Raw genomic sequence first — 19,753 nt, 5'->3', positions numbered from 1 at the left:
CAGCTCATCAAACCAGAAGTATAAATAAAGTATGGAAAAAAAAATCATCAATTTAGGCATTTTTGGATTCGGATGCGTAGGACAAGGGTTATACGAAGTACTCAATAGAACAAAAGGTATTAATGCCCGTATCAAAAAAATATGTATCAAAGATCCTTCTAAACCACGGTCTATAGATTCCAGCTATTTTACTACCGATAAAAATGAAATACTGCAGGACCCTACTATCGATGTGGTGGTAGAACTGATCAATGATACGGAGGCGGCTTTTGAAATTGTAAGCACTGCACTCCGCAATGGCAAAGCAGTGGTAAGTGCCAGCAAACGCATGATCGCAGAAAACCTCCCGGCGCTTTATCAGCTGCAGGTAGATAACAAAGTGCCTTTCCTCTATGAAGGCTCCAGCTGCGCCAGCATTCCCATTATCCGCAACCTGGAAGAATATTATGACAACGACCTGCTCAATGCAGTGGAAGGTATCTGCAACGGCTCTACCAACTATATACTGACAAAAATTTTTGAAGAGAACCTGAGCTTTGAAACTGCGCTGCAACAAGCACAGGATAAAGGTTTCGCCGAAACGGACCCTACCCTGGATATAGAAGGCTACGATCCTAAGTTCAAAATCGTTATCCTGCTATTACATGCCTTTGGCACTTTTGTAAAGCCGGAAGAAGTGTTCAACTTCGGGATCCATCACCTGAACGATTTTGATATCCAGTTTGCCAAACAAAGAAACTGTACCATCAAGCTGATCGGTAACTGCCGCCGTCAAAACGGAAGCGTATTTGCTTATGTACTGCCACACCTGATTAAAGAACATAACCTGCTGTCGGATGTGGATAACGAGTACAATGGTATCCTGCTGGAAAGCGCATTTACCGACAAACAATTCTTTGTAGGTAAAGGTGCTGGTGGTACTGCTACTGGTAGTGCCGTATTATCAGATATCTCTGCATTGCTTTATAACTACCGGTATGAATACAAAAAGATCAAACAAGCTAACCAACCGGCATTTACCAATGATGTACAGTTAAAAATATACCTGCGGTATAAAAACCCGGAACATGTGGAACTCTCCGAGTTTTACAGCATCTCTGAAAAGTATGAATCTCCTACCTGGCGTTATATAGTAGGGGTCATTAACCTGGAGAAATTAAAAGAAGCAGACTGGCTTACCAACAAAGATGTAAACATCCTGGTGCTGGAATAATATTTGCGTTTTACGCTCAACCAACCAATCTCACGGCGCAATTTATTTGCGCCGTTCTTTTTTTACATCGTTTCCAATACTTCCAGCACCTTACTTACCGGAAGTCCCATCACGTTATAAAAACAACCATTGATGCCATCAATGCCTACGGCGCCTATCCATTCCTGGATGGCATAAGCACCAGCTTTATCAAAGGGTTGATAAGTATCTATGTAATAAATGATCTGCTCTTGTGTGAGTGGTTTAAAATGTACGGCAGTGGTTTTGGAAAAGGCTTGTTCTGATGTGCCTTGTCTGATCACTACACCGGTGATCACCTGGTGCGTGCGCCCGCTTAATGCCGTTAATATACGGATAGCATCTTCCCGGTCAACTGGTTTTCCTATAATGGTCTCATCCAGTACCACTACCGTATCTGCTGTAAGCACAATATCTTCCGAAGTGCATAATGTGGCTACTGCTGCCGCCTTCTGACGGGCAATATGTACAGGTACCTCTGCAACTGGCATGCCCTCCGGGAAAGTTTCTTCCGTTGCTACCACCTTTACTTCAAATGCAACACCTGCCTGTTCCAGTAATTGTTTACGCCTGGGCGACTGAGAAGCCAGGATCACCCGTTTACCCTTATACATCAAAGAAAAAGTTTAAAGAATATCATTGATAAAATACCAGTGAGCATCACCCATTTTACCAGGGAGCTTACTTTATGATAATGGGCAGGCAGATGCGCTTTTCTTAATAACACCCAGGCATATATGCAAGGCAATTGTACAAATACCAGCAGGTATACAATGGCGATCCACCAACCTAAGATCCATACCCGGAGCTCCACCATCACCAACAATAATTGTAATGCCAGGAACAACCCATCACATAACCGTTTAGCTGGCTGCATGCCCCATACGATGGGAATGGTCCGGCAACCATCCTTGCTGTCCCCTATCATGTCTTCCAGGTCTTTTACCACTTCCCGTACCATAGAGATGATAAAAGCAAATAAGGCATAAATACCTATTATCTGGATCAGCTTACGGCCCACCGGAGACATAATAGCCTCAAAGCTTTCATAGATCTGTTTTTCATAAAAACCTACCACCACCACAGAAAGCGCCGTCAGTAAGGATATCACCACATTACCGATCAATACCTGCCGCTTAAAGGAAGTGGAATAAAACCACAACAAAAGGGAACTGATCACCTGTGTTAATCCCAGGTATATCTGTCCGGTTTTCCAGGCTACAATAAATCCAAGGGAAACACCTGCCATATTAAAAATGGTATGCCAGGCCATCGCCCAGCGGCGGCTGATAATCTTATCTACCACCATTTTATCCGGCTTGTTAATAATATCAATGTTGATATCGAAGTAGTCATTGATAATATATCCACCGGCTGCAATTAATATGGTGGATAATGATAGTAAAAAAAACTCGCCACCGGATAAGGAAGGGACCTCGCCGCTTTTCACCAATACCGGTGCCACTACACAGTATTGCAATAAAAACTGGGTAAGTGCTATATATATAAGATTAGGATATCTTATTAGTCTGAAAAATGCTGGTAAAAGCTTCATGGTTTCAAAATTGCGGTAAATGTACTACGACTATATGCTCCGCACACTGTCGTCCATCATCCAGTGATCATTGAGCTTCAGTACTTTTTCTATTACTTCCCGTACACAGCCCTGACCTCCTCCCACAGGAGAAATGTATCTGCAAATACTTTTAATTTCCGGTACCGCATCTGCCGGACATACCGCCAGTCCTACCATTTGCATAGGCCGGTAATCCGGGATATCATCTCCCATAAACAGGATTTCCTCCCATTGTAAACCATGCTCCAGCACATAATCTTCCAGCTTTTCCTTCTTATCATGTACGCCGGTGTAAATATCACGGATGCCTAATCCCTGCAACCGGCTTACAACGCTCTCCGACTTGCCCCCTGAAATGATTACCACCCGGTAGCCCATCTTCACTGCCAGCTGCAACGCATACCCATCCTTAATATTCATCCTGCGCGATAACTCCCCGCCTGGCAATAACTGCACTGTACCGTCCGTAAGCACACCATCCACATCCAATACAAAAGTTTTAACCGGCTTAAACAGCGAAAGTACATTCATTTGATCCTTGATTTTTATAAGCAGCTATTTCTGACTATCCCGCCATTCATATACCCAGGTACTCTGAATCATTTCCAGATGCCCTTCATTGCATTCTTCCCGTTTGCCCTCAAAATTCGGCAACTGCAATACCCATTCCAGCAGGTCGGTAAAACGGATACGGTAGATCTTACTCTCTGTAAATTCTGCGCCGAAACGTTCATACAGCTTAATCGCTATATCTTCATAGTCTTTCCAGTGAATGGGGGGTTCAAAATGCAGCATAATATGATTAATTATGGATTTATTAATTACCTATTCCCCATGGATCAACGTCTGATCCGGAATAGTTACCAGCACCTGTCCACCACTTTCCTGTAAAATACACTGACAGCTTAAACGTGAATTTAACCGCGGATTACGCGCCCGGTCTATAAAGTCCTCCTCCCGGTCTGTAATCTCTTCTACCAGTTCCTCCCCGCTATCTATATAAATATGACAGGTACTGCAGGCACATACCCCACCGCAATTATGATGCAGGCGGATGTTGTGCTTAAGTGCTACTTCCAGGATCGAGTCTCCCTCCGGTGCATTTTTAACGGTTACTTCTTCCAATCCCTGCTGCTCAAACTTAAATGTAATATTATACATGCCCATCATTTAAAACAGACCGCAAAAATATTTTTTAAAAGCCACTTCACCAAGGTTATTACAAACGGGGGCCTGCCATATAATATATATTATATGAATAGCGTCCCCCCTGGCAGTTAGCGCTGACCGGCATGAAACTGGTAAATACTGTCGGACAATACCTGATACACCAGCTGTAGCTGGTCGTCCCCTTCCAGTAGGGAGCGGTGCAGAGCCATTGTAATCTCGTCCTGCCGGAGTGCGGGGCCTGTTTGCACCGCCTGGGGCGGATATTTCTCCAACCGGTCAAAGGTTTCCTTAATAATGGGCTGCAACAGGGTAAAGTCCAGCGATTGTTGCTCACAATACGCTTTGGCCCTGGCAATCAGGTGGTTGGTAAAATTATTACACAACACGGCAGTCAGGTGTAGGCGGAGCCGTTGGGCCGATGGCATTACCTCAATACGGGAGGCAATACTCTGGGCCAATGCCTGCAGCCGGCGGAGTACCTCATCATTGCTGGCCTCCATTATAATAGGTATAGGTGGGTACGTTTTAATCTCTTTACGGATAGATTGCAGGGGATATAAGACACCTGTATGGGTCGAGATCCGGGAAATCGCGTCCAGCGATACGGCCCCCGAAGTATGTGCTACAATCCTTTTTCCCAACCGCAGCTGGTCGTTCAGCTCTGGCAATGCCGCGTCACTTACCGCCAGCAGGTAGGCATCTGCATCCATATGGATATCCGTCATATCGTCCGTATACGGTACATTCAGTATTTCACCCAGCTCCTTCGCATGCTCCCTGTTACGGCTAATCACCTGCACCACCTGATGTCCATGCAGCTTCAGCAGGTGACCAAAACAATGTGCAATATTGCCAGCGCCTATAATAACTATATCCATTTTATTTATTTTTTATAAAAGCCCCTCTAAGTATGAATATACGTAAATAAGCTCCATACCCGCTAATTTCATTACATTACAAAAAATTGCAACATTAGAAAAGTAGCCTTATTTTTTATTTTCAACCTACTTTTATATACTTGCAAAAATCGCATTTGTATTTTTTTTACAAAAATTTGCGTATTTAGTAGCGCAATAAAGCACCGTTCATGGCAAAAAATCTAGTTATAGTTGAGTCCCCAGCAAAGGCCAAGACCATTGAAAAAATATTAGGTAATGACTTTGAGGTCAAATCCTGCTTCGGTCACATCCGTGATCTGGAAAAGGATGACATGGGGATTGACATTCCAAATAACTTCAAACCTAAATATATAGTTCCTGAAGATAAAGAAAAGGTGGTGAAGGACCTGAAGAAGCTGGCCAAGGAAACCGATGAGGTTTGGCTGGCAACGGATGAGGACCGTGAGGGGGAAGCCATTTCATGGCACTTATGTGAGGTATTAGGCCTGGATCCGGTAAATACAAAACGGATCGTTTTCCATGAAATCACCAAATCGGCGATCGAAAAGGCAGTCAGGCAACCCCGTTTGCTGGATATGAACATGGTACACGCCCAGCAGGCCCGCCGTATCCTCGACAGAATAGTAGGTTTTGAACTATCTCCCGTACTCTGGCGCAAAATGAGTATGCGCAACTCCCTCTCTGCCGGCCGGGTACAATCTGTAGCAGTAAGGCTGATCGTGGAAAGGGAACGGGAAATCAACGCTTTTAACTCTGTAAGCACATTTAAAGTTGAGGCCTGGTTTACCGGCAAAGATATCAGTGGTAAAAACATCTCTTTTAAAGCCGAAGGCCCTACCAAGTTTAAAACAGCGGAAGACGCAGAAAAGTTCTTGCAGCAATGCGTAGGGGCGGCTTATACTGTTAAAGACATCCAGGTTAAACCGGGGAAAAAATCTCCGGCGGCGCCATTTACCACCTCTACCCTCCAGCAGGAGGCCAGCCGTAAGCTGGGATACAGCGTGTCTAAAACCATGCTCCTGGCGCAGAAACTGTACGAAAGCGGGAAGATCACCTATATGCGTACCGACTCCGTAAACCTGTCTGATACCGCCCTGGCTAATATCCAGAAAGAGATCAACACCAGCTTCGGGGAAAAATACCACCAGCACCGTAAATTCAAAAATAAAAATGAGTCGGCACAGGAAGCGCACGAAGCCATCCGGCCCACTTATATGGAAAATCATACCGATGATGACAGTGATACTAAAAGACTGTACGACCTGATCTGGAAACGCACCATTGCCAGCCAGATGAGTGATGCAGAACTGGAAAAAACCATCGCCAAAATAGATATCTCCACCAATCACGAGGAACTGACCGCCAGCGGTGAAGTACTCAAATTTGACGGATTCCTGAAAGTATACCTGGAAAGCCGCGATGAGGAAGATGTAACGGAAGAAGAGGAAGACCAGGAAGGTTCTCTGCCGCCTTTAACAGTAAAACAGGCGCTGGACCTGAAAGAAATGAAGGCTACTGAAAGATTCTCCCGTCCGGCACCACGCTATACGGAAGCCAGCCTGGTAAAGAAACTGGAAGAACTGGGCATCGGCCGCCCGTCTACTTACGCGCCTACCATCACCACTATCCAGAAACGTAACTACGTTGAAAAACGGGATAAGGAAGGCGTGAAAAGAGAATACCGCATCCTCTTACTCAAGGATAACCAGATCAGCAAAAATACCGACTCAGAAAATACCGGTGCGGAAAAGTCCAAACTATTCCCTACCGACCTGGGCATGATCGTTACAGACTTCCTCAACCAATACTTTGACTCCGTAATGGATTACGGATTTACTGCCAAAATTGAAGAAGAGTTTGATGAAATTGCAGGCGGTAAACAGGTCTGGAACAAAATGCTCAACAACTTCTACCAACCCTTCCATAAAGCAGTACAAGACACCCTGGAAAATGCAGAAAGGGTGAAGGGAGAACGCCTGCTGGGTGAAGATAAGGAAAGTGGAAAACCTATCGTGGCCCGCATGGGACGCTATGGCCCGATGATCCAGATAGGTAAGGCAGAAGATGAGGAGAAACCCCGCTTTGCCAAACTGAAAGCTACCCAGAGCATTGAAACCATCACCATGGAAGAAGCGATGGAATTGTTTAAACTGCCCCGGACACTGGGCCAGTTTGAAGGTAGTGATGTAGTGGTAAACATTGGACGCTTTGGTCCTTATGCACAACATGACAAACAATTCTATTCCCTGAAAAAAGAAATGGACCCTTATACCGTAGAACTGGATGAGGTAGGGCCATTAATCGCGGAAAAACGTACCGCCAAAAGTGAACGTACGATCAAAGTATTTGAAAAGGAAAAAATCCAGATCCTGAAAGGCCCTTACGGACCTTATATTAAACAGGGACTGCGGAACTTTAAAATACCTAAAGAGAAAATAGATACTGCTGCCGACCTGACGGTGGAAGAAGCGAAGGCGATCATTGAAGACGTAAAAGCCAATCCTCCTAAAAAGAAAGCACCTGCAAAAAAGAAAAAGGCCTGATAGTTGCAACAGGCAGTCGGCAGTTGGCAGCCGGTAGTATAATACCGCCGGTTGCAGATTTCTTACTGCCAACTTATAGCGCATATGCACGAGAACAACGAAATACATGCTTTATTTCATCTCCTGGATGATCCGGATCAGGAAGTATTCGACACCGTAGCCAATAAAATATTATTGTACGGTAAAGAAATCATCCCTAACCTGGAAAACCTGTGGGAAAACACGATTGATGAATCTATCCAGGAAAGGATAGAACTGCTCATCCATCGCGTGCATTATCATGATCTTCAGGAAGCATTGCGTATATGGGGCCGTCATGAAGTACCCGACCTCATGGAAGGGGCTATCCTGGCTGCCCGGTACCAATATCCCGATCTGCAGCCTGCTCAGGTGCTGATGGAAATAGAACGTATCAAACGTAATATCTGGCTGGAGCTGAATAACTATCTCACTCCCCTGGAACAGATCAATGTGCTCAACAGCATGATCTATAACTACTTTGGACTGAAAGGGGAAGAAGTATCCTACCAGCGCAAAAACCAGTTCTTTATGAACCAGGTGATGGAATCCAAAAAAGGAAACCCCCTCACCAATGGTATCGTATACCAGAGCCTCTGCGCTATGCTGGACCTGCCCGTATATGCGGTAAACATTCCCCGGCAGTTTATCCTCGCTTATTTTGACACCTTTATAGACTTTACAGCGCCACTTCATCCGGACGATTACCGGATCTTGTTTTTTATAGATCCCATCCAGGGCCAGATCTATACCCAACAGGATGTGGACACCTACTTAAAGCGGGTTTCGGTACCGTCAGTGCCCTCCTACTTCAAACCACAATCCAACAAGCAGATCATCCGCTTCCTCATGGAAGAACTGTCCAAATGTTTCCAGGACGATAAAGACGCCTATAAACAGGATGAACTTAAAAACCTGGCCAGCATCCTGGAGGATTAATACCCTCACTCCCATCCCTGCTTATGCACCACTTCCTGCGCCGTTCATTTATGAACAATCCCTGTACAAATCCGGCCAGTTTACACCCATTTATAGAACCATAGAAGATTGACTTTCAGCATGATACAATCCTGGCATTTTCTTAGTGACAGCAGGGCAATGCTATATCAACGATCTGATAACCGGTAAAAACCGATATAATGCTTAAAAGCTACTTTAAAATGGCCTGGCGCAGCCTTACCAAAAACAAGGTATCCGCTATTATCAATATAGGCGGCCTGTCTGTAGGGCTGGCCATGGGAATCATGATACTCCTGGTCATCGTGGATGAATGCAGCTACAATAAGTTCCATGCGCATCTGAAAGAGATCCACCTGGTCATGATCAACCAGGATATGAATGGGGATATCGGTACCGGACGCCTCACCCCTGGCCCGCTGGCAGCCAGCCTGCGTAATGAAATACCGGAACTTAAATATGTGGCCCGCAGCACCCAGGGCGGTGCAGAACTGGTGCGGGCAGGCGAAAAAAGCTTCTATGAAAACACCCTCTATGCAGACCCCGACTATTTTAATATGATGAGCTTTCCCGCACTTGCGGGCAACCCGGTAGCGGCACTCCAAGAACCCGGCTCCATCGTCATCACCGAACGTACGGCCATCAAACTTTTTGATAGCAAAGATGTGGTGGGTAAATTACTGGTGCACAACAATTCCCGCTCTTTAAAGATAGCTGCGGTGATCCGGGATGTGCCAGACAACAGCAGCAACAAATTTGATGTCATACTGCCCTTCTCCCAACTGGAGCAGGAAAACACCTGGGCCACCAAATGGGACGACTACCGGCTGCTAACCTGGGTACAACTGCAGCCTAACGCTAAACTGGCAGTAGTGAATGAGAAACTGAAAAAACTATTCCTGGATAAACAGGATGAACAAAACACGACCTTGTTTGCCTACCCATTTGCCCAACTGCGGCTGCATGGTAACTTCAGAAACGGTAAACCTGACGGGGGGACCATCAATACCATCATCCTGCTGGGCATTGTAGGGTTGTTTATATTGCTGATAGGTTGTATCAACTTCATGAACCTGGCTACTGCCCGCTCTGAACGGCGTGCACTGGAAGTAGGCCTGCGCAAAACCATGGGCTCCTCCCGTAAACTGATCATTTTCCAATTTCTGAGCGAAGCGCTGCTGATGTCTTTGATAGCGCTGGTATTAGGGATCGTGCTGGCCAAACTGGCACTACCGGGATTTATGCGTATTTCCGGAAAAACATTTGTTCCGGATTATGCCAACTGGCAAATCTGGACATTGCTGATCATCCTGGGTGTAGGAACCGGGCTGATAGCAGGCAGTTATCCTGCCTTTTACCTGAGCCGCTTTCAGCCTATCCGGGTGCTTAAACAGATGGCGCCTGCCGAAAAAGGAGGCAGCCTGTTGAGAAGGGGGCTGGTCACCTTCCAGTTCATGATCTCTATTTTTCTGATCATTACCACCATTGTTATCGTCAAACAGATTCGTCACCTGGAAGGCAGGCCGGTGGGTTATGATCCGGAAAACCTGGTAGATATCATGGCCAGGGGAGAGATCAGCAATAAATTTGATATCGTCAAAGCGGAACTCCTGCAGGTTCCGGGTGTGAAAGGGGTATCTGCCAGTGATGATAATATTGTAAGATTGAATGGTGCTATGAATGGCGTAGACTGGCCGGGCAAAACGGCCGACCAGGATTTTTACATGAATGTAACCGGTGTGCAATATGACTGGACCCAAACCACCGGCCAGAAAATAGTAGCAGGCAGGGATTTCAGCCCGCAATACGCCACTGACTCTACCGCTGCCTGCCTTATCAACCAGGCGGCAGTAAAGAAAATGGGATTGAAAGATCCGGTGGGCACAAAGGTGGGCGGCCGTATTGTTGTGGGTGTATTACAGGATTTTGTGTTTAATAACCCTACCGCTGCAACGAAGCCAGTGCTTGTTTTACTGAAAAATGGCGGTATGGGGCATCTTTTTGTACGCATTTCGAATAATGAACACTGGCAACAACAGATGGCGCAGATAGAACAGATCATAAAAAAGCACAGCCCCGGTTTTCCATTTGAATATCATTTCGCCAATGAAGAATACCAGCAAACTTTTAACGAAGCCCACCAATCCGGGCAGATGTTAAATGTATTTGGCGGGATGGCTATTTTTATTTCCTGCCTGGGCCTCTTTGGGCTCTCCGCTTTCCTGGCAGAGCGCCGCAATAAGGAAATGAGTATCCGGAAAATTCTGGGTGCCAGCGTTAGCAGTATCTGGCTGGCCTTATCAAAAGACTTCCTGAAACCGGTAGTGATAGCTTTTATCCTGGCGGCACCGCTGGCAGGATGGGCTATGCAGCAAATACTGCAGCGCATGGACTACCGGATTGAATTATCCTGGTGGATGTTTGCATTGGCAGGCATATTGGCCATTGTCATTGCTGCCCTCACGGTAAGCTTTCATGGTATCAAAACAGCTTTGGCCAACCCCGTGAAAGCACTCAAAGCAGAATAAATTCCATCATAAAAAACAACGCCGGCCAAAGTGCTTTTCACTTTACGGTCGGCGCTGTTTATATAGCAAGATATTTTATGTTAGTTTTCCTGCAACTTCCTTTTCATCTTAGGTAAAGAAAGTACAATCAGATCATTCATGACATTTACCGCTTCATCCAGGTAAATGTCTTTTGCCCGGAACTTGATCCAGTCTTTATTCCTGGTCAGTTTGGAAGAATCACCAGACATTTTATCCAGGTCGGATTTAATGTTCACGATGTTCAGTTCTTTCACCTTGTCATTCACCGCATCATATTTCTTTAAAGCAGCTGTATTGCTTTTCTGCTCTGCTTTAAACGTTTGCATATTGAGCGAATAGGTTTCCTGCTTTTCCAGGTTCCTGACAGTAGCGATATTTTCATTCATCAGTTTAAAGGCAGCACTTGCAGCTACTCTTTTTGCACTTCCCTTCTGTAATGCTTCTACATCTACCGGATTAGTCCAGGGGGTGTAAGTAGCTTTAGGAATTTCATCCCAGGCCAGTGCATCTTTATCTTTCTTCTCCCCTACTTCATAGTAAGGATCAGGTAATACGATGTCTGATGCTACCCCTCTCAGCTGCGTAGAACCACCGTTTGCACGGTAAAACTTCTGCTGGGTAAGTTTTAATCCACCCAGGCTGCTGTTAGGATCTTTGCTGGGGTAAAAGTCGTCCAGGTTAAACAAGCGCTGTACAGTGCCTTTACCGAAGGTAGACGTGCTGCCAATGATCACCGCCCTCTTATAGTCCTGCATGGCTGCAGCCATAATTTCGGAAGCGGAGGCACTGTATTCATTTACCATTATAGCCAGCGGACCATCATACTGTACATTTTTATCCCGGTCGCGTAGCACTACAGCATCACCACCACGGGAACGTACCTGTACAATAGGACCTTCCGGAATAAAGAACCCGGCCATCTGTACCACATCCTGCAAAGAACCACCGCCATTAAAACGCAGATCCAGAATCACACCATCTACTTTTTCCGCTTTCAGCTTCTGTATTTCCTTAGCTACATCATCGGCACAACGAGCACCGTTACGGTCATTAAAATCATTATAGAATTCAGGCAGATAGATATACCCGATCTTATGCTCTCCATTGATGATAGCAGACTTCGCAAAGGTTTCATCCAAGATAATTTCACCACGGGTGATAGCCACATCCTTTACAGTGCCATCTACACTTTTGATCGTGAGTTTTACCACAGTTCCTTTACCGCCACGGATCAGTTTCACGGCTTCTTCTATATCATAACCGGCAATATCCACGGGCTCCTTATCTGCCTGTGCTACTTTCAGGATCACATCATTGGCTTTCAGTTGTCCCTGTTTCCAGCTGGGACTACCAGTAACAATGCTCACAATCCTGATCTTACCATCTTCTTCTTTCAGCTGGGCACCGATACCGTAGAATTTACCTGCCATCTGCTCTTCAAAAAGTCTTTTTTCTGCTGGCGGGAAATAATCAGTATGAGGATCCATCGTAGTAGTGATAGCATTTACGTACATGCTGAAGCGTTCGTTATCATTCTGCTTATTCTTTAAGCGGTCAAAATAACGATCGTACAATTTCTTCACCTTATCACGGGCTTCTACCTCCAGTTGCGTATCCGTTTTAGTCCTGATATCATCTTTGCTATCTTTTTTAGCCTTTTCCTTCTCCCGCATTTCCTGGAGGTCAGTCAGCTTTTCCAATGTGCGGTATTTCAGCACTTTGCGCCAGGCTTCCTTACGGGCGGCTTCATCGGCCGGGAAATCTATCTTTTCCGGATCCAATACTACTTTTTCTTCCTGGGTGAAATCAAAAGGCTGGGCCAGCAACTGCGGATAAATAGCGGCGGCTTCTGCTACCCGCTTCTTGATCAGCTCGTTAATGCTGCGGAAACAATCCAACGGTGCCCCTCTCAGTTCATCGTCAATATGCGTGGATAAACCTTCCAGACCTTTTATATCACTCTGGAGAAAAAACTTCTTCTCCCCGTCCAGGTTCTTTAAATACTTGGTAAATACTTCTTTGGAAAATGCATCGTCCATTGGCTTAGGCTGGTAGTGCCCTTCTTTCATCATCTGACCGACCAGGCTCATAATCACCTCGTAACGGCCCGGAGGATCTTCCGTATGGCCTAATTTATTAAAGGCTAACACCCCTGCGGATATGCTCAGCAACACTACGGGTATAATCACTTTCATTCTCATATATAATCCAGATTGAACGTTATGTGAACGTTATCACGTTACCAAATATAAAATAAAATCACCCGCCAGTTGCGAAAATGATTCGCTTTTAACAAAAGATTACCGTGCAAAGCACGTGCTAACCGTTGCCCATGGCTACCTCAGCAACCCCTATTACCACTGGTCCCTCTCTGACTGCACTCATCAGGACTCCTCACCTTTTACCCTAATATCGGGCCAAATATCTTCGTCCGGCCCCCACGCTCTCCGGATTCCTTTCAAACGCTTCGGACACCTAAAGATACTACGCTATTTCACAAGTTTATATACTGCTCCTTTAAACCCATCCCGGGTGGAAGAACTGGTAAGCATATACAGCTCTCCGGCCTCATCTTCTCCCCAGCTCAGAATCTGTAAACTCTCTGCTGGTTTTCCGCTCAGTTCCAGCTCCGCTCTTTCCCATTTATTCCCTACCGGTACCAATACCCATGTTTTACCATTATAATCCCCGAATACATATTGCCCTTTCAGCTCCGGCAATGCCTTACCATGATACACATATCCTCCGGTGATACTGATCCCGTCCCCATGATCATATTCGTATATAGGAGGTATCAGCGCGCTTTTATCTGCGCCGGCAGGTACATTAAAATCGTGGAATCCTTCCATAATACGCCAGCCATAATTCCCCCCTTTGGTGATGATATCCACTTCTTCATATTTATTCTGCCCTACATCCCCGGCAAATAACCGGTTTGTGGCTTTGTCGAAAGAAAAACGCCAGACATTCCGGAGGCCATATGCCCATATTTCCGGTTTCACCCCTTCCTTACCCACAAATGGGTTGTCTTTAGGTACCTGATAAGGATCTCCGTTTACATCAATACGCAATATCTTTCCGAGCCAGGTGCCCAGGTCCTGCCCATTTCCGGTAGTGCCATGCCTGTCGCCGCCACCACCGCCATCGCCCAGGGAAACATACAGGTAACCATCCGCCCCGAACGCGATCTGCCCACCATTATGATTAGACTCCGGCTGTTCTATTTCCATCACTATCCTTTTAGAAGCCATATTGGCCTCATCAGGTTTGCCGGCGGTAACCGTAAACTCCGCCAGCCGGCTTTTATGGTTACTCCCCCTGGTACGGGATGGTACACTATAGTACACATAAAACTTACCATTTTGCTTAAACTGTGGATGAAATGCCATACCCAGCAAGCCACGTTCATCATACCCCGGATTGATCGACACCATTTCCCCGCTTACATCCAGGAATGGCTGCGTTAATAATTGTCCGTTGCGTACGATCCACACCTTTCCTTCCTTCTGGCAAAAAAACAAACGGCCGGAACCATCCCGCGGTACCGCCATGTTTACCGGAGAAATAAAATGGTCAGTTACAAGTTGCAACCGCGCCTTACGGGCCGGAGGACCATCATCCGTTCCCGTTACGGGCAACAAAGGACTGATAAAACTACTGGCCAGGAAAAACACCAGGCTACCCAATATTAAGCGGCATGTTTTCATACTATAAATATAAGCTATTAGCTGTTAGCTGTTAGCCTTTAGCTGTAAGTAGTTGCGCAATTATAAACCGCTCAAACAATAAATGCAGGAGGCTAACAGCTAAAAGCTCTTTCTACTATCTTTGCGTCAAAATTCTTCAGCTTGGATAATTCGGTAAATATAAAAAACGACCCATACGCGTCTCTTCGTTTCCCGGAATTTAACCATTACCTCGTTATACGTTTTGCCATTGTATTTGCCCTCACGATGCAATTCGCTATTGTGGAGTGGAGAGTATATGAACTGGCACGGGATCCGTTTTCCTTAGGCCTGATTGGCCTGGCAGAAGTAATACCCGCCGTACTCCTGGCCCCCTTTGCAGGGCATATGGTAGATAAGCTGGAGAAAAGAGGCGTACTGCTGAAATGTGTGATTGCTTACCTCGGTATCGGCACCGGATTATTTCTGCTTACCTGGGATGTGACTACCCAACACCTGTCAAAAACAACGGTGCTGGCTTTAATATATGCGTTGGTGTTTTGCGGGGGTATTATACGTTCCTTTACCAGTCCGGCAACCTTTACCTTACTTTCCCTGCTGGTACCCCGGACACTGTATGCCAATGCATCCACCTGGAGCAGCTCCGCCTGGCAGATAGGCGCTGTGATAGGTCCGGCCCTGGGTGGGTTATGTATTCACTGGTTTGGGGTACACTGGTCTATATTACTGGTAGTAGTTGTTTTCTTAGCGCCCCTGATCAGTTTGTTACAGATCAAACCCAAACCAATCTACTATAAATCCCAGGGCGAAAGTTTTGTGGAAAGTATTACCAAAGGCATGCGCTTTGTATGGCAAACCAAGGTAGTACTGGGTGCCCTGGCACTGGATATGTTTGCCGTATTGTTTGGTGGTGCGGTAGCCATGCTGCCGGCCTTTGCCACCGATGTACTGCATACGGATGCACTGGGCTATGGCTTATTGCGGGCAGCGCCTGCTGTGGGTGCACTGGTTACCATGTTCATCCTCGCACATAGACCGCTGGTACACAAGCCAGGTATCAAACTGCTGGCAGCGGTATTTGGTTTCGGCTTATGCATAATTGTATTCGGCCTGTCCAAAAGCTTCTTGCTGTCTATGCTGGTGCTGTTACTTAGCGGCTCACTGGATGGGGTGAGTGTGATTATCCGGCAAACGATCCTGCAACTGAAAACGCCGGATGATATGCGTGGACGTGTAGCTTCCGTGAGCTCCATGTTTGTAGGTTCCTCCAATGAGCTGGGTGCTTTTGAAAGTGGATTCATGGCCCGCGCTATTGGACTGGTACCTTCTGTAGTATTTGGTGGATGCGTTACCCTCGGCGTAGTCATTACCACTTATGTGATTTCTCCGGCCATGCGAAAACTGGACCTGAAGCCCTAGACAGCTATTCCTGCCCGTGTACCAGCAGGTATTGCCACTACAGCGGCAATTCTTTTTTCAGTTTTTCCAACACAAAATATACAGCCGGGCAGATGGTAGAATTAAGATAGGTGATATTAGGCCTTTTAAAAAAATGGTAGCTGTCTGTATAGGGGTAATTTTCGCAATCACCGGGGCGGGCAGGATAAATGCTGCAATAGTTATCACTATCCAGGAACGGGCAGGGGCTGGATTTGGTAACATAATCCCCCTCTTTGTCCATCAGCAGGTATTGGTCTATTACCGCCGCTTCTTTCATGCCAAGGTATTTGGCAATACGCTTAATATCGGGTGGCTTAAACCGGGGGCTGATCGTTTTACAGCAATTGGCACATTGCAGGCAGTCTATATTGCTGAAAGCTTCTTCGTGCAAATCGGGCAACAGCTTTTCCACACCACGGCCCCTTTTGGATTGCAGCTTTTGCAGGTACTGTTTGTTCTGCTTTTGCTTTTCCTGTGCCTTTTCCTCCCAGTTTTCTAATAATTCGTTCATCGGCGCAAAGATAGGAAAAAGCAGGTGCAGTTTTACAGGGGTAAGGTACATGGAGCTGGGCTTTCCCCGGATATACTACAGGAATGTCTGTACCTGAAAGCCCCTCACATATGACAATCAGCTGACAATCAAACAGTTCTTTAAAGGCTGGCAAATCAGCCTTTTAGCACATCATCACAACGGTTTGGCGGTTGCTAAAAATCATCATAGTTTTGCGCATTCTTTCAAATTACCTGCTATATCATGGATCTTTTTGATATTCAACAAAATGAATTTGTGCACCGTCACATCGGGCCAAATGAAGCACAGACCAACCAGATGCTGGGTACCATTGGCGTATCAACATTGGATGAATTAATCAGCAAAACAGTTCCTGGCGCTATCCGTATGCAACAGCCGCTTGCTATACCAGCCGCCATCAGCGAAAGCGATTACCTCCGTCACCTCAAAGCAGTTTCCCTGAAAAACAAAGTATGCCGCAATTATATCGGCCAGGGTTATTACGACACCATTACCCCCAGTGTAATTCTGCGTAACGTTTTTGAAAATCCGGGATGGTATACACAGTACACCCCGTATCAGGCAGAGATTTCCCAGGGTCGCCTGGAAAGTTTGCTGAACTACCAGACCATGGTAAGTGATCTTACCGGTTTGCCCATTGCCAATGCTTCCCTACTGGATGAGGCTACTGCTGCTGCAGAAGCCATGGCCATGTTCTTCAGCGCATTGAACAAAGACCATGATAAGCTTACCCGCCCTAAATTTTTTGTAGACAACCAGGTGTTTCCACAAACACTGGATGTAATATATACCCGTGCCACCCCACTGCATATCGAAGTAGTGACCGGAGATTACAAAACCACACAGCTGGATGAAAGTTACTTTGGCGCATTGGTACAATACCCGGACAACCTGGGTACGATAGCAGACTATCGTAGCTTCATAGACCAGGTGCATGCTGCAGGGGCTTATGTAGCGATGGCTACCGACCTGTTGGCATTAACCCTGCTGACCTCTCCCGGCGAACTGGGTGCTGATGCGGCATTGGGTTCTGCACAGCGTTTTGGTGTACCATTAGGGTTTGGCGGTCCTCATGCCGCTTTCTTTGCAGTAAAGGATGATTTCAAACGTGCTATCCCCGGCCGTATTATCGGGGTGAGCATCGATGCCCAGGGTGGACGCGCATTACGCATGGCATTGCAAACCCGCGAACAGCACATCAAACGTGAAAAAGCTACTTCCAATATCTGTACTGCACAGGCATTGCTGGCTAATATGGCGGCTATGTATGCAGTATATCACGGACCTCAGGGCCTGAAAGACATTGCCACCAGGGTATCCCTGCTGACCAATGCGCTGGCGCAAAGCCTGCAGGCAAAAGGATTACAGCTGAAATCCACGCAGTTCTTTGATACCATCATTGTAACGGGTGCGGATATAGCTGCTGTAAAAGCTAACGCTGCTGCTGCGGATATCAATTTCCGTTACCTGGCAGATAACCTGATTGGTATCTCCCTCGATGAAACGGCTACCATCAATGATGTAAATGATATCATCAAAGTATTTGGTGCAGCACCTGTGCAGGCAGCTAACCTGAAGGAAGGTAATAATATTCCTGCCAGCCTGCAACGTACTTCACCTTACCTGCTGCACCCGGTGTTTAACAGCCACCACAGCGAATCTCAAATGATGCGCTACCTCAAATCCCTGGAAAACAAGGATTTGTCGCTCAATACTTCCATGATCTCCCTCGGTTCCTGCACCATGAAACTGAATGCAGCAACCGAAATGATCCCTTTAAGCTGGAGCCACTGGAGCAAAATGCATCCTTTTGCACCTAAGGATCAGGTGGGTGGTTATCTCCAGATTGCAGATGAACTGGGCGATTATTTAAGCAAGATCACCGGTTTTGATGCCTGCAGCCTGCAGCCTAACAGTGGTGCACAGGGCGAATATGCCGGTTTGCTGGTGATCCGCCAGTTCCACGAAAGCCGTGGTGAAGGACACCGTAATATCATGCTGATCCCCATCTCTGCACACGGTACCAACCCTGCTTCTGCAGTAATGGCCGGCTTTAAGGTAGTAGTGGTAAAAGCACTGGAAAACGGGTATATCGATGTAGCTGATCTGAAAGCCAAGGCGGAAGCACATGCGAAAGACCTGGCAGGTATCATGATTACCTACCCTTCTACCTATGGTATTTATGAAGAGAGTGTAAAAGACATCTGTGCTACTGTTCACCAATATGGTGGTCAGGTATACATGGATGGCGCCAATATGAACGCCCAGGTAGGCTTAACCGCACCAGGACTGATCGGCGCAGACGTATGCCACCTGAACCTGCACAAAACATTTGCCATCCCACATGGTGGTGGTGGTCCTGGCATGGGCCCTATCTGTGTAGCCAAACACCTGGCGCCTTTCCTGCCTGGCCACGTATCCCTGCAGGCTGATGCAAAAGCCAATGCCGTATCTGCAGCACCATTTGGTTCTGCCAGCATCCTCCTTATTTCCTATGCTTACATCCGTATGCTGGGTACTACAGGCGTGAAAATGGCATCTGAATATGCTATCCTCAATGCGAACTATATGAAGGCAAGACTGGAAAAATCATACGACATTCTATACAGTGGCAGCGGCGGTACCTGCGCACACGAGTTTATTGTAGACCTCCGTCCTTTCAAAGCCAGCGCTGGCATTGAAGCGGAAGATGTGGCCAAACGCCTGATGGACTATGGCTTCCATGCGCCTACTTTAAGCTTCCCCGTACCCGGCACTATCATGATCGAACCTACGGAAAGTGAAGATAAAGCCGAACTGGACCGCTTCTGCGACGCCTTGCTGTCTATCCGCGAAGAAATCCGCGCAGTAGAAAACGGTAGCGCCGACAAGCAGAATAACGTACTTAAAAATGCGCCACATACCCAGTTTGTGATCACCGCCGATGACTGGTCATTACCTTATGGCCGCCAACAGGCAGCGTTCCCGCTGGAATATGTGAAAGCAAATAAATTCTGGCCTGCTATCAGCCGCGTGAATAATACACATGGCGATAGAAACCTCATCTGCACCTGCGAACCGGTAAGTGCTTATGAAGAAGCAGAAGCATAATCAAGGGAAACAATTGTTGATATACAGGGCTGGCCATCAGGGCCGGCCCTTTTACTTTATAC

At 46.5% G+C, this 19,753-nt stretch carries 15 protein-coding genes; 6 read left to right on the top strand and 9 right to left on the bottom strand.

All coding sequences use genetic code 11. From position 1 onward, the window contains the following. Positions 1 to 31: 31 nt before the first annotated feature. Entirely contained in the window at positions 32 to 1,213 is a 1,182-nt protein-coding gene (locus tag ABR189_RS26455) for a homoserine dehydrogenase (protein ID WP_354663506.1), read from the top strand. A gap of 62 nt (positions 1,214 to 1,275) precedes the next feature. Here the strand turns inward: ABR189_RS26455 and ABR189_RS26450 are convergent, their stop codons facing one another. The 6 genes from ABR189_RS26450 to ABR189_RS26425 all read right to left on the bottom strand — a co-directional run bounded on the left by ABR189_RS26450 (position 1,276) and on the right by ABR189_RS26425 (position 4,855). After that, complete coding sequence (locus ABR189_RS26450; protein ID WP_354663505.1) at positions 1,276 to 1,845, bottom strand: Maf family protein; 570 nt, start codon at positions 1,843 to 1,845, stop codon at positions 1,276 to 1,278. Continuing rightward, positions 1,845 to 2,786, bottom strand: a complete 942-nt coding sequence (locus ABR189_RS26445; RefSeq protein WP_354663504.1) for a geranylgeranylglycerol-phosphate geranylgeranyltransferase — start codon at positions 2,784 to 2,786, stop codon at positions 1,845 to 1,847. Before ABR189_RS26445 ends, ABR189_RS26450 begins: the two co-directional genes overlap by 1 nt. 30 nt (positions 2,787 to 2,816) lie before the next feature. Next, positions 2,817 to 3,338: a KdsC family phosphatase gene (locus tag ABR189_RS26440; RefSeq protein ID WP_354663503.1), complete on the bottom strand. Its 522-nt coding sequence runs from the start codon at positions 3,336 to 3,338 to the stop codon at positions 2,817 to 2,819. A 24-nt stretch (positions 3,339 to 3,362) separates the two neighbouring features. After that, complete coding sequence (iscX, locus tag ABR189_RS26435; RefSeq protein WP_354663502.1) at positions 3,363 to 3,602, bottom strand: Fe-S cluster assembly protein IscX; 240 nt, start codon at positions 3,600 to 3,602, stop codon at positions 3,363 to 3,365. A gap of 30 nt (positions 3,603 to 3,632) precedes the next feature. Further along, a complete protein-coding gene (locus tag ABR189_RS26430) occupies positions 3,633 to 3,968 on the bottom strand; it encodes a 2Fe-2S iron-sulfur cluster-binding protein (protein ID WP_354663501.1) in 336 nt (111 codons plus the stop codon). A gap of 116 nt (positions 3,969 to 4,084) precedes the next feature. Beyond that, entirely contained in the window at positions 4,085 to 4,855 is a 771-nt protein-coding gene (locus tag ABR189_RS26425) for a Rossmann-like and DUF2520 domain-containing protein (RefSeq protein ID WP_354663500.1), read from the bottom strand. A 209-nt stretch (positions 4,856 to 5,064) separates the two neighbouring features. Between ABR189_RS26425 and topA the strand changes: the two genes are divergently transcribed. From topA to ABR189_RS26410, 3 genes are all read left to right on the top strand, one after another. Next, complete coding sequence (gene topA, locus ABR189_RS26420) at positions 5,065 to 7,419, top strand: type I DNA topoisomerase (protein ID WP_354663499.1); 2,355 nt, start codon at positions 5,065 to 5,067, stop codon at positions 7,417 to 7,419. Between the two features lie 84 nt (positions 7,420 to 7,503). Continuing rightward, complete coding sequence (locus tag ABR189_RS26415) at positions 7,504 to 8,376, top strand: transglutaminase-like domain-containing protein (RefSeq protein WP_354663498.1); 873 nt, start codon at positions 7,504 to 7,506, stop codon at positions 8,374 to 8,376. Between the two features lie 200 nt (positions 8,377 to 8,576). Beyond that, a complete protein-coding gene (locus ABR189_RS26410; RefSeq protein ID WP_354663497.1) occupies positions 8,577 to 10,922 on the top strand; it encodes an ABC transporter permease in 2,346 nt (781 codons plus the stop codon). Positions 10,923 to 11,002: 80 nt separating this feature from the next. Here the strand turns inward: ABR189_RS26410 and ABR189_RS26405 are convergent, their stop codons facing one another. Beyond that, positions 11,003 to 13,144, bottom strand: coding sequence for a carboxy terminal-processing peptidase (locus ABR189_RS26405; RefSeq protein WP_354663496.1), 2,142 nt, complete (start codon positions 13,142 to 13,144; stop codon positions 11,003 to 11,005). Between the two features lie 288 nt (positions 13,145 to 13,432). Continuing rightward, positions 13,433 to 14,650, bottom strand: a complete 1,218-nt coding sequence (locus ABR189_RS26400) for a PQQ-dependent sugar dehydrogenase (protein ID WP_354663495.1) — start codon at positions 14,648 to 14,650, stop codon at positions 13,433 to 13,435. A gap of 141 nt (positions 14,651 to 14,791) precedes the next feature. On the opposite strand from ABR189_RS26400, the gene ABR189_RS26395 reads away from it, so the two are divergent. Further along, positions 14,792 to 16,048, top strand: coding sequence for an MFS transporter (locus ABR189_RS26395; RefSeq protein ID WP_354663494.1), 1,257 nt, complete (start codon positions 14,792 to 14,794; stop codon positions 16,046 to 16,048). A gap of 37 nt (positions 16,049 to 16,085) precedes the next feature. On the opposite strand, the gene ABR189_RS26390 is transcribed toward ABR189_RS26395, so the two are convergent. Beyond that, a complete protein-coding gene (locus ABR189_RS26390; protein WP_354663493.1) occupies positions 16,086 to 16,580 on the bottom strand; it encodes a YkgJ family cysteine cluster protein in 495 nt (164 codons plus the stop codon). A 243-nt stretch (positions 16,581 to 16,823) separates the two neighbouring features. Here ABR189_RS26390 and gcvP point away from each other — a divergent pair, with 243 nt between their 5' ends. After that, positions 16,824 to 19,691 (top strand): aminomethyl-transferring glycine dehydrogenase, encoded by a 2,868-nt coding sequence (gene gcvP / locus ABR189_RS26385; RefSeq protein WP_354663492.1) that lies wholly within the window; start codon positions 16,824 to 16,826, stop codon positions 19,689 to 19,691. The last annotated feature ends 62 nt before the right edge of the window (positions 19,692 to 19,753 follow it).

It is taken from the genome of Chitinophaga sp. H8, from assembly GCF_040567655.1.
In the GTDB taxonomy this organism is placed as follows: domain Bacteria; phylum Bacteroidota; class Bacteroidia; order Chitinophagales; family Chitinophagaceae; genus Chitinophaga; species Chitinophaga defluvii.
The sequence above is the reverse complement of the archived record's forward strand: the minus strand, read 5'-3'. Positions and strand labels throughout refer to the sequence as shown.